The sequence below is a fragment of the Sporotomaculum syntrophicum genome (genome assembly GCF_009932395.1).
Taxonomy (GTDB): Bacteria; Bacillota; Desulfotomaculia; order Desulfotomaculales; family Desulfallaceae; genus Sporotomaculum; species Sporotomaculum syntrophicum.
The window spans coordinates 283,382-296,424 of sequence record NZ_LSRS01000003.1 but is presented as its reverse complement, the minus strand read 5'-3'; the positions used below and the strand labels follow the sequence as shown (position 1 = coordinate 296,424).

9 protein-coding genes and 1 other annotated feature are annotated in these 13,043 nt (G+C 47.6%); of the genes, 6 read left to right on the top strand and 3 right to left on the bottom strand.

Annotated elements, in window-relative coordinates; all coding sequences use genetic code 11:
- Positions 1-6: 6 nt before the first annotated feature.
- A complete protein-coding gene (locus SPSYN_RS06365) occupies positions 7-1,413 on the bottom strand; it encodes a sensor histidine kinase (RefSeq protein ID WP_161821653.1) in 1,407 nt (468 codons plus the stop codon).
- Positions 1,406-2,104, bottom strand: a complete 699-nt coding sequence (locus tag SPSYN_RS06360) for a response regulator transcription factor (RefSeq protein ID WP_161821652.1) — start codon at positions 2,102-2,104, stop codon at positions 1,406-1,408. The genes SPSYN_RS06365 and SPSYN_RS06360 overlap by 8 nt, the downstream gene beginning before the upstream one ends.
- Positions 2,105-2,225: 121 nt before the next feature.
- Positions 2,226-2,472 (top strand) — a binding site (T-box leader).
- 138 nt (positions 2,473-2,610) lie between these two features.
- Here SPSYN_RS06360 and trpD point away from each other — a divergent pair.
- From trpD to SPSYN_RS06345, 3 genes are read left to right on the top strand one after another with little or no spacing between them, the layout of a single operon-like run.
- A complete protein-coding gene (trpD, locus tag SPSYN_RS06355) occupies positions 2,611-3,642 on the top strand; it encodes an anthranilate phosphoribosyltransferase (RefSeq protein WP_161821651.1) in 1,032 nt (343 codons plus the stop codon).
- Between the two features lies 1 nt (position 3,643).
- Positions 3,644-4,345 carry an indole-3-glycerol-phosphate synthase gene (locus SPSYN_RS06350; RefSeq protein WP_161821650.1) on the top strand — a complete coding sequence of 234 codons (702 nt, stop codon included), beginning with the start codon at positions 3,644-3,646 and terminating at the stop codon, positions 4,343-4,345.
- 5 nt (positions 4,346-4,350) lie between these two features.
- Complete coding sequence (locus SPSYN_RS06345; protein WP_202623750.1) at positions 4,351-5,058, top strand: phosphoribosylanthranilate isomerase; 708 nt, start codon at positions 4,351-4,353, stop codon at positions 5,056-5,058.
- A 25-nt stretch (positions 5,059-5,083) separates the two neighbouring features.
- Here the strand turns inward: SPSYN_RS06345 and SPSYN_RS06340 are convergent, their stop codons facing one another.
- Complete coding sequence (locus SPSYN_RS06340; protein ID WP_161821649.1) at positions 5,084-5,449, bottom strand: YmaF family protein; 366 nt, start codon at positions 5,447-5,449, stop codon at positions 5,084-5,086.
- A 437-nt stretch (positions 5,450-5,886) separates the two neighbouring features.
- Here SPSYN_RS06340 and SPSYN_RS06335 point away from each other — a divergent pair, with 437 nt between their 5' ends.
- Genes SPSYN_RS06335 through SPSYN_RS06325 form a run of 3 tightly spaced genes read left to right on the top strand, consistent with a single transcriptional unit; the run spans position 5,887 to position 13,031 of the window.
- Positions 5,887-9,135 (top strand): ATP-binding protein, encoded by a 3,249-nt coding sequence (locus tag SPSYN_RS06335; RefSeq protein ID WP_161821648.1) that lies wholly within the window; start codon positions 5,887-5,889, stop codon positions 9,133-9,135.
- A 16-nt stretch (positions 9,136-9,151) separates the two neighbouring features.
- Positions 9,152-9,763, top strand: a complete 612-nt coding sequence (locus SPSYN_RS06330; protein WP_161821647.1) for a DUF7680 family protein — start codon at positions 9,152-9,154, stop codon at positions 9,761-9,763.
- A gap of 19 nt (positions 9,764-9,782) precedes the next feature.
- Positions 9,783-13,031, top strand: coding sequence for a DUF1156 domain-containing protein (locus SPSYN_RS06325; protein ID WP_161821646.1), 3,249 nt, complete (start codon positions 9,783-9,785; stop codon positions 13,029-13,031).
- Positions 13,032-13,043 lie beyond the last annotated feature (12 nt).

The window sequence follows — 13,043 nt, the reverse complement described above, 5'->3', positions numbered from 1 at the left end:
TGGCCTTTAAAAGGTGATTGTAAAGAGGGTTCCCATACCGGTGTTCTGAGCTTCAATATTGCCGTGGTGCTGCTCAACAACTGACTTTACAATGGAAAGCCCTATACCGTAATTACCCCCGTTACCTTTGTAAAAACGGTCAAAGATATGCGGCAGGTCTTCATTCGATATACCTTTACCATCATCGGCTACCGAAATGGTTATCCTGCCGCTAACCTGATGACATGTAAGTGTGATCCCGGTTTTTGCATATCTGATTGCGTTCGATATGAGATTTGAAAAGGCACGAGACATATGCTTTTCGTCGCAGCACATATTTACCTGCTGATCATCAAATCTAAAAACGAACTGGATATTTCGATCCGTTGCCAAGCTTCTTTGACGCTCCACACAGTTAGAAAGCAGCTCGCGCAAATCATATTCCTCAATTTTACTGCCTGTTGTTATGTTGTCGATACGCGAGAGGTAAAGGGAATCTTCAACCATTTCGCTTAGCCGATCGGTCTCGCTTATGATCACCCGGCTTGATTTTTCGGGGTCCAGAATCCTCTGCTCGATGCCTTCAGCATTGCACTTAATGACTTGCAGCGGAGTTCTAAGCTCGTGGGATACATTTTGGAAGAATTGTTTTTGCTCCTTGTCGTAGGTATCAAGCTGAGCCGCTGCTTTGTTCATGCTCTCGGCTAGCTCCGCTAACTCTATATCGCTGTAATTAAAGGTGTTTCTCGAAAAATCTCCTTTGCCGATTCGCATGGCGAACCGGGTAAGCTCCCTAACAGGTTTTGCAATCAGACCGGACAAGAAGAAAGAGAGCGTTACAGCCAGAATCCCGGCTATACCCATGACCGCCAAAAGTACAATATTGATGCGACTTGCAAAGGATTTGATTGCCGTCATGTCGATATAGTACACCAAATAGGATACGCTGCCGAGCGGGTTTGGCTGCATTTTTGCCGACACAAAATAGTACTCCCGGTCGGAGGCCTTTACCCGTGTGATTTCGCTGCTTTGCAGGTCCACCTGCTCATGCTTCAGCTGTGCAGCTAAAGCAGTTATTTCATCAAATTTTTGTATAAATGCCATGCTCGAATTGGGGAAGATGAGTTCATAATTATCTGAGACAACCATCACCTCTGCCTTGTCCATTGGGCCTACCGGCAGCCTTCGCATGTCGGGGATGGATTCTGGACTCGGCGGAGGTTGCCTGTCCGACGGGAGTTTTGGTGGTATCGCCTCATAATGCACTAGTTTCCTTGCATCTTTAAGTTGCTCGTTTACGCTGCTCTTGATGTATTCTCCAACCAGCAGGTTAAAAACGGTCAGGACCATTAAAAAAATGAATGCGATAAGCGACAGCACCATAACGAGTATCCTTGTGCGGATGCTTATCTTGCGTCCGCTGATGTTACTCACCGGCTTCACGCTCCTTTAGACGAAAGCCGAAGCCCCATACCGTGTCGATTACCGTCCTACTGCCCGATAGTTTCTTGCGCAGCCTTCTCACGGTGTCGTCCGCCGCTCGGGTCTCCACTTCGCTGTTGTATCCCCATATTTTACTGAGTAGCTCGTCCCTTGATATAGCCCTGTCTTTGTTTTCGATGAGGTAGCATAAGAGACTGTACTCGTTCGGCGTAAGCTCTAAAGGAGCGCCTCCAAGCATTGCGGTCTTGTGATTCAAGTTGACTTGTATGTCGGCATATGTAAGAACGCGCGGAGAAGAATTGTCTTGACCTTTATCAAATTCTATCCTGCGGAATATCGCCTTAACCCGCATGACCAGAGACAGGGCGGAAAAAGGCTTGGTAAAATAATCATCACTGCCGAGATTTATCCCGGTGGCGTAATCTATGTCGCTATCACGTGCCGTAAGCATGATTATGGGCACCGTGCTAATCTCGCGCAATTCTGAGCATATGGCAAAACCGTTGGATCCCGGCATCATGACGTCAAGGATTACAAGATCACATGGATCTTCTTTAAAAGCAGCAAGAAGCTTATCACCGTTTTCAAAAGCGGTGACGTGGTATCCTTCACTTTCCAGAAAAGATTTTATAACATCACGTATGTTTTGTTCGTCATCTGCAATATATATATCCTTACGCATGGTTGCATTCCCCCGCTTTTTTCATTTTAAACAAAGTATCGGGAATTAGCCAGCTATTTTCGTTCTTAAAGTGATTGACGCGAATAAACTTTAATGCTAGAATTTTTCCGTAATAATAAAAAATAAACCGATGAGCAAGAGAAGTAAGAATGATTGGCTGTACTCAGAGAGCCGCCGGTTGGTGAGAATGCGGTTACAGTGATGATTCCGAATGGACTTGCGAGGGCGGCCCGAAATCGAAAGAGATTAGGCGCCGACGGGAACCCTGTCCGTTATCAGTAGGGTGCATATGATGGTATGCAAAATGAGTGGGCGATTTATCGTCAATTTGGGTGGTACCGCAGAAGCTTACAGCTTTTGTCCCTTTGATTAGGGGCAAAAGCTTTTTTATTTTTCACAAGCCCGCGAGTACCAATAACATGTAGAGTGGGCACTTTGGCATCCATGATGGAAAAAAACATTAAATTTTATAAAAATATCAAATAATGAACTGAGGCGAGAGTAGCGTGATTAAAAACATTTTACAGAAATTGACTACAAAAGAAGATTTAACTGCAGAAGAGGCTTACAGCCTGATTGTAGCCATTAAAAATGATGAACTGAGTGATGTTCAGATTGCCGGTTTTCAGGTAGCCCTCCTGATGAAAGGCCCGACCTTAACGGAAATCACGGCAATTGCCCGGGCAATGCGTGACATATGTAATAAAATAGACCCGAAGGTAAATGATGAGCTTATGGATACCTGCGGTACCGGTGGAGGCTTAAGCACGTTTAATATCTCAACTTCGGTTGCTTTTGTAGCTGCAGCAGCAGGTATTCCAGTAGCCAAACACGGCAGTAGATCAATAGCTAGTCTTTCCGGCAGCGCTGATGTTTTGGAAGCTCTGCATGTGGAAATTAATCAAAGTCCTAATGGCGTGGAGAAGCTTATTGAAGACATAGGCATTGCCTTTCTTTATGCACCTCTCTTCCATCCGGTTATGGGTAAAGTGCTGCCGCCGGAAAAGGATCTCGGTATCAAGACCATCTTTTATACGATTATTGGACCACTGATTAATCCTTCCAAGGCGACAAAACATGTTTTAGGTGTCTATAAACCGGAGCTGCTAGATATAGTTTCCCGGGTTGCCGCATCTTTAGGTTATAAGAGGGCACTCTTTGTTCATGGTGAGGACGGCTTGGATGAAATTTCCCTCTTGGGTAAAACCAAAATTATTGAACTAAAAAACGGGTCTTTCAGCAGATACGAAATCGCTCCTGAGGATTTTGGCTTGTCCCGTTGTACCCTTGCAGAAATAGCAACAGGAACTCCAGAAGAGAATGCTGCCATGATCCGGGATGTTTTCTCCGGCAAGGACAAAGGCCCGCGTCGCCGGGCAGTTATATTGAATGCTGCCGGAGCCTTGATGATAGGCGATAAGGCAGATTCTTTCGCGGACGGCATAAAATATGCTGCGGAGATTATTGACAGTGGAGCGGCACAAAACAAACTGGAACAGCTTATAGTTGCCTCGCATGACTACAAAAAGGTGGTTTGAAATGGCATGCACGAAATGTACTACAGCGCTGTGGACCCGGCATCGTTTGGGTAAGATACCGGTTATTCCGGACATTAAGTGTAAGTCCCCGGAGGCAGGCGACCTGCTAAGGGGCAGAGATCCCATAGCGCTGGCAAAAAGCCTGGCAGCGGCCGGTGCCCCGGTCCTCTCGGTGGTAACCGAAACAGAGCATTTTGGGGGTTCCCCGGAATTGCTAAGACAGATTGCACAGTCTACCTCAGTGCCGATTTTGCGTAAGGATTTTATTACTACTCGTGAACAATTACATGAGAGTGCGGAGATAGGAGCCAGTGGGGTACTGTTGATTGCTGCAATACTGGAGATAGAACAACTGCGTGAACTTATTGATGAGGCTTGGGCGCTTGGACTGGAACCCCTCGTCGAAACGCATACCGAGGCGGAGATTATTGCTGGAAACGAGTTAATGGTAACCTTTCTCGGCATTAATAACCGGAACATCATGGAATGGGAAATGGATGACGGAAACGTTAATACCACTGAAAAGCTAGCCGGTTTAGTCCGCCCTGGGGCTTTATTATTAAGCGAAAGCTCGATTGCGTCCCCTGATGACGTGTTACGTGCCACTGCAGCAGGAGCTCATGCGGTCTTGGTTGGAACTGCCATACTCCGGGCTCAGAATCCGCCGGCATTCTATAAGGTGCTCAGCGAAGCCGGGAGGTAAAGCTATTGACACGTGTTAAAATATGTGGCTTAATGAACCGCCGGGATATCAATCTGTGTGTGCGCGCCGGTGTGCATATGCTCGGCTTTGTTGTAGAGTACCCTATTCCAGTACCATGGAACTTGACTCCGGCAAAAGCCAGGGAGCTCATTGGGCAGGTTCCTCCGTTTGTCGGTACCTGCATCGTCACAGGTGGTTCGTGCGAAAAAGTCTTGACGCTGGTAAGTAAAACTAATCCTAATGTCGTTCAGCTTCATTATCAAGAAACGTTGGCAGAGATAAAGGAATTAGCCCGCCGGTTAAAAATACGGGGGATAAAAACAATCAAGGCTTTGCGGATAGATAGTAACGGGCAGTGTGATTTCGAAATCTCCGATCCTGCCACGGCGGCACGGGTACTTGCTAAAACCGGGATAGCGGCTATACTCGTGGATTCCTACACCAACTCAATGCCTGGTGGAACAGGAGTTAGGGTCGATTTGGCAACATTTAAAACCATCCAACAAGAGAGCTCTTTGCCGGTTATCCTGGCAGGTGGCCTAAATCCAACTAATATCCTGCCAATAATTCAAAAGATACACCCCTTTGCAGTGGATGTCCTGACAGGGGTTGAAAATAAACCGGGGGAAAAGGACCCGGAGAAAATTGAGCGATTTATGCAGAGTATTCAATATGCATCAAAAATAAAGAAGAAGCTAGAAAATTATTCCTAGCTTCTGTGCCATTAAACACTAGGTTTTAAGGACAGTCTTCTTCTGGAAGAAGAGGTGAATCTATTAAAGTTGCAAATTGGAATTTGTGGCAATGGTCATCGTTGAACGTAGTATTCCCTTCAGCAAAATGAACGTGTTTACCATTGCCGACAAATCTTTGAAGCCCTGTTCTAACGGGTACTTCGTGCAGATGGTCAAAAAAATCAGTGTTAACTACCATTGCATGAATATGGCCACCCGGTACTAGTATTATCTCACTAGTAACGCCTGCAAAGCGGTGGTTATGCCTGTCTTCTCCTTCTTCCGCTAACTTTGTACTTCCTAAAAACTCATGTGTATGGGTCTGACCACTCTCTTCAGTTAGTTGAGTTGACTGGTCGGTACCAGTCATAGACAGCCCTCCTCTCGTTTTATATAACAATATATTCCATAATGGTTAAATTGTTTATGGTAAGGTTGGTTAGCAACCACCCGGCCTCCCCCAGCACCAAAAAGCACACCATCGCCTGATGATGTGTTTTTTTTGTATCACCATTTTTTCTAAAATACCCAATCTCGCCCAAATAGGAGACCGTTATCCAATAACACCCTCTCAATATTATTAATACGATGCCGGGTGCTTTAGATATATTAACAAATGCCAACACCATGCAGGATATAACAATAATAATGTAGAAATGACTACAATATCTATAAAAGCTTCAATAATCCTATTTTTATTTCCCTTTTCTTGGGTTTAACCTTGGACCCGGCGGCTATATAACCAAGCGAGAGCGCAAATAAAGCAAATATCGTTTTAATAGATAAAAAACGGGGGGTTGGAGTAGCTTGCAATCGGTATTGGAAACTTGTACACCGCGTCCGGAAATACTGGCCGGTACCTTTAACCCGGAGGTTTTCACAGCCTCACTTAGCCCTGTTATTGAATACTATCGTCATGGCAGCAGCAGAATAGACAGTATTTACACCAATGCTGAACTCTTCTTCAATGAGGCCACCTACCCAACCCAGGGTATGCGCCGGGCTTTGTCTGATGTGTTCCGCCGCATCGCCGGCGATACAACGGCTTCGGCTATTCATCGTCTGGAAACATCCTTTGGGGGTGGTAAAACCCACACACTCATTGCATGTACCCATATAGCCTGGCAAGGGAAAAAACTGCTCGGTGTCGTTAAGGACCTTCTTGACGAGCAGTACCTACCCGAGCCCGGTACCGTGGCTGTGGTTGGTGTTGCAGGTGAAGAAATACCCGTCCACCAACCTAAAGGCAGCGTACTGGTGCCCTATACTCTGTGGGGAGAAATTGCATATCAAATAGGTGGTGAAGCGCTCTACCATGAGGTTGAAGACGAGGCTAACTCCTTTGCCGCGCCGGGCAAAACCTACTTTAATAAAGTGTTTGGCGGTCGCAAAGTTCTGATTATGCTGGACGAGTTAGCTCAGTACGCGGCGCGTTTGGAAGCAGCCCGCACCGATGGCGGCGCCCAATTAGCCGCTTTTCTCATGACCTTACATAGTTATGTCCGCAATAACCCGGGGGTGGCTATAGTGCTCACTCTAGCCAGCGCATCTGATGCCTTTGGCAAACAAACGGAACAGTTGACCAAGTTAATCAGCGACGTACGCGGTGAGGACATTAATGAAGATGACGCACTTGGACTGGGGGAAAAAGCAGTCAAAGGCATAGCCAGTGTCGTGGCCAGAGATGCCGTGCAAATTACACCCGTGCAAGCTTCGGAAATTTCCGCTGTTCTTGCCAAGCGGCTGTTTGTTTCTATTAACAGCCACGCGGCCAGGGAAACAGCATGGGAATACACTCAAATGTACCGGAGAAACGCTTCGTCGCTACCGGATGAAGCTACTACCGATAATTTCCAGAAGCGCATGACGGCCAACTACCCATTTCATCCTACCTTGGTGGATTTCCTCAATATGAAACTGTCCAGTGCTGAAAATTTCCAGGGTACCCGTGGTGTTTTGCGGGTATTATCACTGGCCGTGCGCAGTTTATGGCAAACTCGACAGGCGGTACCCATGATTCATACCTTTCATTTGGATTTGCGCTCTGAGCGGGTTGTTAATGAAATACTCGGTCGCACAGGCAGTTCTGACTTGATGTTTGTCCTCAATGCCGATGTGGGAAGCGTTGATACTGGCACCTTAGAAGGTGGCCGCAGCAACGCTGAACTAGCAGACCAGGATAACCCACACCCGGAAGGCTACCCGCTTTATGAATACACCTGGAAAACGGTATTTTTACACAGCCTCGTAGGGCGCGCGGAAGGGCTAAATTCCAGGATCTTTGGTTTAACCGAAGCTGATGCTCTTTTTAGCGTATCTTTCCCCGGCCTTACCCCGCCCCAAGTACTTACAGCTCTGGAGGAAATCAATAACAGTGCTTTTTACTTGCGCTACGAACAAGGCAAGTATTATGCCAGCGAAGAGCCCACCATTAATAGTGTACTGGCCAGAATACGCCGCACGCTTAACACCAGACAAATTGACGAACTGTTGGAAGCCACAGCCCGTAAAATAATTACAGGCAATACAAGCTTATTTCATATCGAGCATGACGTTTCACTGCCCGAGCATTTACCTGACGGCAAAGGACGGCTCATACTGGGCGTAGTTGCTCTTACTGCAGACAGCATAGATATTGAGGCAATGGTGACTACTAAAGGTGCAAACAAACCTCGCGAACAGCAAAATCTGATTTTTCTTCTGGTCCCGGAAACTGTCCATGTGCATGGTGTCGGCAGCGAGCAACCAGGCTTCTTTGGAGAATATAATGCAAAACACCAGGAATTAAGGCAGCGCATTGAAGGTATTGCCCGGCAGGTTAAAGCTATGCGCCTGTTAAAAGATAAACCGCAAAATTATGGTGTGAACCCCCACCGGTTAGAAGACGGGGATTTTAAGAAACGCCATAGTGAACGCGAAAATGCGTTAGTTACGGCTGTATCCGGCATTTACACCGGGCTTTACTACCCCTCAACAGCCGGCTATATTGTACGTCAAGAAATTAAGACCGCCGGGGGAGAAAGCGGAGCATCCTTTATCGAGCTGATTAGAGAAGTGTTAATTGATAATGGTGAGCTGCTAACCGCAAACCATATCCAAAAGTCTGATTTGTTAAATTTGCATAAGCTCTTTTTTGAAAGCAAGCTTTTATTTGATAGTGATACCGTAACCTTGGCCAAGCTGCAAAGTAATTTCTGCTGTAATCGCAGCTGGTCGGTGCTGGAAAGTCCCGGGGTGCTGGAACAAATAGTACGGTCCGGCGTGCAAAAGGGTATCTGGTGTATCTTCCGTATGGAGCATGAAGCCAGTATTATACCGGACGAATTTTACGACCAGGACAAAGTGATTCCTATAGGAGTTAATCTCAGTGAGCCCGGCTATACCATGATTACTATACAGGGAGCCAAACAGCGGGGTTGGACAGTTCCTGAAAAAGTCAACCCAATTACTGTGCAAGAGCAAGTGGTTTATACGGTGGCGGACAATGGTGCTGATTATGTACAGGCTGTTTTTGATAAATATGCTGCTAAATATGACCCCTGTTCAACTCAAGACCTGGAAGAGGCGGTAACCAACCTGGTCCAGGATGAGCGGTTATATGCTTACCAGGGTACCCCGGAGCAGCAGGAAAAACCGGAGCCTCTGTATCACGGTGCCGAGGCAGCCCTATATACACCGCAATTAAATGACGTTGTCATTACTCCGGTTACTGTCATAGAACGGGGTTGGGTGCGCGAGAAGGACCGTGTATTTAAACTAGCAGGCAAAGAAGGGGCAGGTAAATTACTACCGCTGCTCAAACGATTGGGCAGTCTTTATAACAGAGGTGCCAAGTCGCACATTGATTTTATGGATCTTTTCGAACTTGAACTACCCGAAGGTGGTACCTTGCGCATTCAGCTTGACAATGTGCCTCCGGGTTCAATGCAGGCGCTGGGAGAATTTTTTGAAGTGCTGGATAGTGTTATTGAGCAGGGCGAGGATACTGAGGCTTTACTGGAAATCCAGGAGCCGGATGAAGATTGCTTATTGATTCAGGAACTAAAGAAAGCATAAGGCGAGGCATACTTAAATGACAAAAGGCAGTTCAACTAACCAATGGGACATGTTCGAAACTTATAAGCAAAAAATACAGCCTCTGGTGGGCCAATCCCCCTGGGTTCTGCGCATCACCGAATATAAAGACACTCCTGTACCCGTTTTTTTGGTCAAGGAGCGGACTTTAACCGAGCATAGTGCAGATAAAAACAGCAATGCACCGAAAAAAAAGTTATTAAAAGACAGGGGGTTACTTTATGGGCAGTCCCTGCGGCGTTGTTTGCCTATCATCCGCTTAGTTATTAGCGGTGTATGTGATGATGCGGGGATACCGCTGAATTTGCAGCGGTTTATTGCTAGCGATCGCATTATTTTTCGAGGTAACCTGCCCTTGCACGAAGAGGCCGGTACCAAATTAGCTCTAATGTTTAAGCTGCAGGAACGGATTAAAGACATGGATCGTGTTGAACTAATTGCCTGGCGGGTCGAGCGTTTCAGCGCAGAAGAGGCTGCCTACTGGTTAAGCCGGGTGATACATTTTGGCGATGCGGCTAACCGTTGGGCCAGGGCTGGCATGCGCACCATGCTTGGCGGTCAACCGGGGGATAAAGCGGTACCGGCCATGCTGGAAAAGCTGCGCAGGTAGTTGAGGGAGGATTATTTTTATGCCGGGCCAAACTGTTAATGATAAAAGACTTATCGAGGCGGGTTTTCCCTGTCATCAAGTGGGGGCTGAGACGCAGCGGGAGCGCGGTTCAAGTTCAGCTCTCCCGCCACTATATTTTCTTCACGTTTGGTGGGCGCGGCGACCGCTAACGGCCAGCCGCGCCGCAGTACTTGGTTCAATATTGCCCGCTGGTACTGATCCGGCTTGGTTTTTGCGTCAATTGGGGATTGAAAAGGTACAAGCTATGGTTAACGGGGTACCGTGGACACTAACAGGGCGACTATTAGAACAAGTTGAAGTAAATGATTCTGGATACCAACGTTTGCCTGTAGATAGCTTTGTACTGAGGGCATTGGAAAAAGAACAGCAGCGGCGAGAGAAAAACCGCCAGGTAATCCAAAGAATTTGCGACGCTGATCCTGCCTTGATAAACCATCCAGTAATTATGCGCTGGCAACAGGACTCACAGCAACTTCCAGAACCATTGCCTTTGGAAGGCAGTAATCTTGAAGTAAATCGGGTAGCTGCGGACCCGGCGCATGTAAATGAGCGGATTGAATTTGCCAAATCTGACCGTGTTAAGTGCATATTAGGTAAACAAATAAAATGGGATGCTGAAGACTTATACGGTTATATTCGGGCATATTCACGTAACCCAGTTACTATGGATAATACAATAACGGTGCTCGATCCCACAGCTGGTGGCGGATCTATACCATTTGAGGCTTTGCGCCTCGGACATAATGTTATTGCTAATGATTTAAATCCGGTGACAAACATAATACTTTATGCTACTCTTAATTATCCTGCCAGGTTTGGACTTGACTTAAAATATGATATAGAAAGATGGGGTAAAAAGCTTATATCACATGTCGAACAGCAGATGGCCGATGTAACGCCATTTTCCCCACTCCCTGTAAAAGAAATAGATGAACTAAATAAACATTGTATTGAATGTAAAGAAATTGTTCCCCAGTTTAGTAGTGGTCCTGAGTACGACCAAACAGGGCTGATTTATTGTCGCCAGGTCACCTGTCCCCATTGTGGCGGCGAAGCGCCGCTGTTAAACACCTGCTGGTTGTCCAAGAAGGGCGAAAAATGGGGCGTGCGTATTGTACCTGACGGTCTTCCCAAGAAAGGCAGAGTGCATTTTGAAACCTATCGCCTCACGGGCAGCAAAGGCCCCAGGGGCGAGGACCCCAACTTTGCTACGGTTAGCAACGGTGTGGGCACCTGTATACACTGCCGCCAGGCTATTTCTGCCGATGAGATTAAAGCCCAGGCCCGGGGAGAGTCGCCCTATGGCAAATGGCAAGATCGTCTTTACTGTATAGCGGCCGTACGTTACCAACCCAAGTTGGATAAAAACGGCAAGCTGCAGCGTTATAAAACCGGGGTTATGGCCGGGGAAATAAAGACTGAGAAAGTCCGTTTCTTTCGCCCTGCTAACGAACAAGATTTACAAGCCCTTGATAAGGCTGCCCAACGCTTGCAGGAACGCTGGCCTGCTTGGGAACGGCAGGGGCTCATTCCTACGGAAAATATACCTCAAGGCCACAAAACGATGGAACTGCTCCGCGTTGGTGTTAACCGCTGGTGTGACATGTTCACGCCACGCCAGCTATTAGGGCATCTTATCCTGGTAGAGGAACTCAACCGGCTTAAGCCGGAAATACTGCAGGAACTGGGTGAGGAACGCGGTCGCGCGGTGGTTACCTACCTGCAGTTTATGATTGATAAATGTCTTGATTACAACAGCAGGCAAACACGCTGGGAATATACCCGGGGGATTGTAAAAGGAACCTTTGGCAGACATGACTTTTCACTAAAATGGACATTTGGGGAAATGATTTTTACCGGTCCCAATTCTGGCGCGGCCTGGGGCCTTTCCCAAATTTTGGACGCGTATGCTGGCATAGCTAAATTAATGTCACCCCTGCACAACGAACTTGCCGGAGCTGCCCCTCCGGTGGTTATCCGCAATAATACAGCGGCCAATACGGATTTGCCGGAAAACTCGGTTGACCTGGTTTGTATCGACCCACCCTATTACAACAACGTCCAGTATGCGGAGCTTTCCGATTACTTCTACGTCTGGCAGCGGCGCACCTTAAAGGACCTCTATCCTGATTTATTCCGCCGGCGGTTGACCAATAAAACAGAAGAAGCAGTGGCCAACCCTGCCCGGGATGGGTCAGCTGCCGGGGCTGCTCAAGCATATGAACGTTTAATGGGTGAGATATTTGCTGAGTGCCGGCGGGTGCTTAAAGACACCGGTATTATGACCATCATGTTTACCCACAAAACCCAGGAAGCCTGGGAAACATTAACTCGCTCGTTAATAGAAAACGGTTGGAAAATCACTTCTTCTATGCCTGTAGAATCTGAATCTGCAGCTTCCATGCATCAGAAGGGCATGGCTGCTGCGGCAAGTTCTATTTTTCTCACTTGCCGCAAGCGCCAAGTTACCGATACTGCAACTGCCACCTGGACCGGTTTTGGCGGCACCGGGGTTGCCCGGCAGGTGCGTGAAGCGGTGCGCCAGGGTTTAGAAGAGTTTGCCCAGCTAAAACTCAACGCCGTGGACGAGATGGTGGCTAGTTACGGGCGGGCATTGCAGGTGCTATCTGAAAACTGGCCGGTGCTGGACGGCGATGAACCGGTCAGTCCTATCCGTGCCATGAATGAGGCCAGTGCGGTAGTGGCCCAGCATCAAGTGGCCCGGTTAACCCAGGGGCGTTTAAAAGTCAGCGATTTAAATAGTGAAGCAGCTATGGCCTTAACCCTTTACGGTATCTTTAACCTGGCTGACTTCTCCTTTGATGAAGCGCTAAACCTTTCGCGCTCACTAGGTATCAGTTTGGAAGGTAAACCTGCCGGGTATACAGTAAATGGCCAATTGATTGGTATAAATAATGAAAGCAGGGGCAGCCGTGCAAGACGCAGCGATGCTGAGGACACCGGCTATCACGCGCCCCTTGTGCGCCGTGGCTCAAAGCTGCGCCTGGCCCTGCCGGAGGAACGCCATAAAAAACGCCTGGAGAAACCACAAACCGAGTGGGATATACTGCACGGTTTAATTCAAGCCTATCGTGAAGGCGATGCACCCGTGGCCCGCGTTTACCTGGCCCGGCATGCGGAAGGGCGGGAGCAATTAATACTCGATTTACTCTCGGTTTGGGCAGCGGAAATGGGCGATGAAAAGCTGCGTAAAGAGGCGGAGGCAATTGCCTTTAGTTTAAAATAACCAGGCAGCTAC

Coding starts and splice junctions, on each gene's coding strand:
- SPSYN_RS06350 (WP_161821650.1), top strand. CDS start 3,644: ATGGCATGCACGAAATGTACTACAGCGCTGTGGACCCGGCATCGTTTG.
- SPSYN_RS06330 (WP_161821647.1), top strand. CDS start 9,152: ATGACAAAAGGCAGTTCAACTAACCAATGGGACATGTTCGAAACTTAT.
- SPSYN_RS06360 (WP_161821652.1), bottom strand. CDS start 2,104: ATGCGTAAGGATATATATATTGCAGATGACGAACAAAACATACGTGAT.
- SPSYN_RS06340 (WP_161821649.1), bottom strand. CDS start 5,449: ATGACTGGTACCGACCAGTCAACTCAACTAACTGAAGAGAGTGGTCAG.
- SPSYN_RS06325 (WP_161821646.1), top strand. CDS start 9,783: ATGCCGGGCCAAACTGTTAATGATAAAAGACTTATCGAGGCGGGTTTT.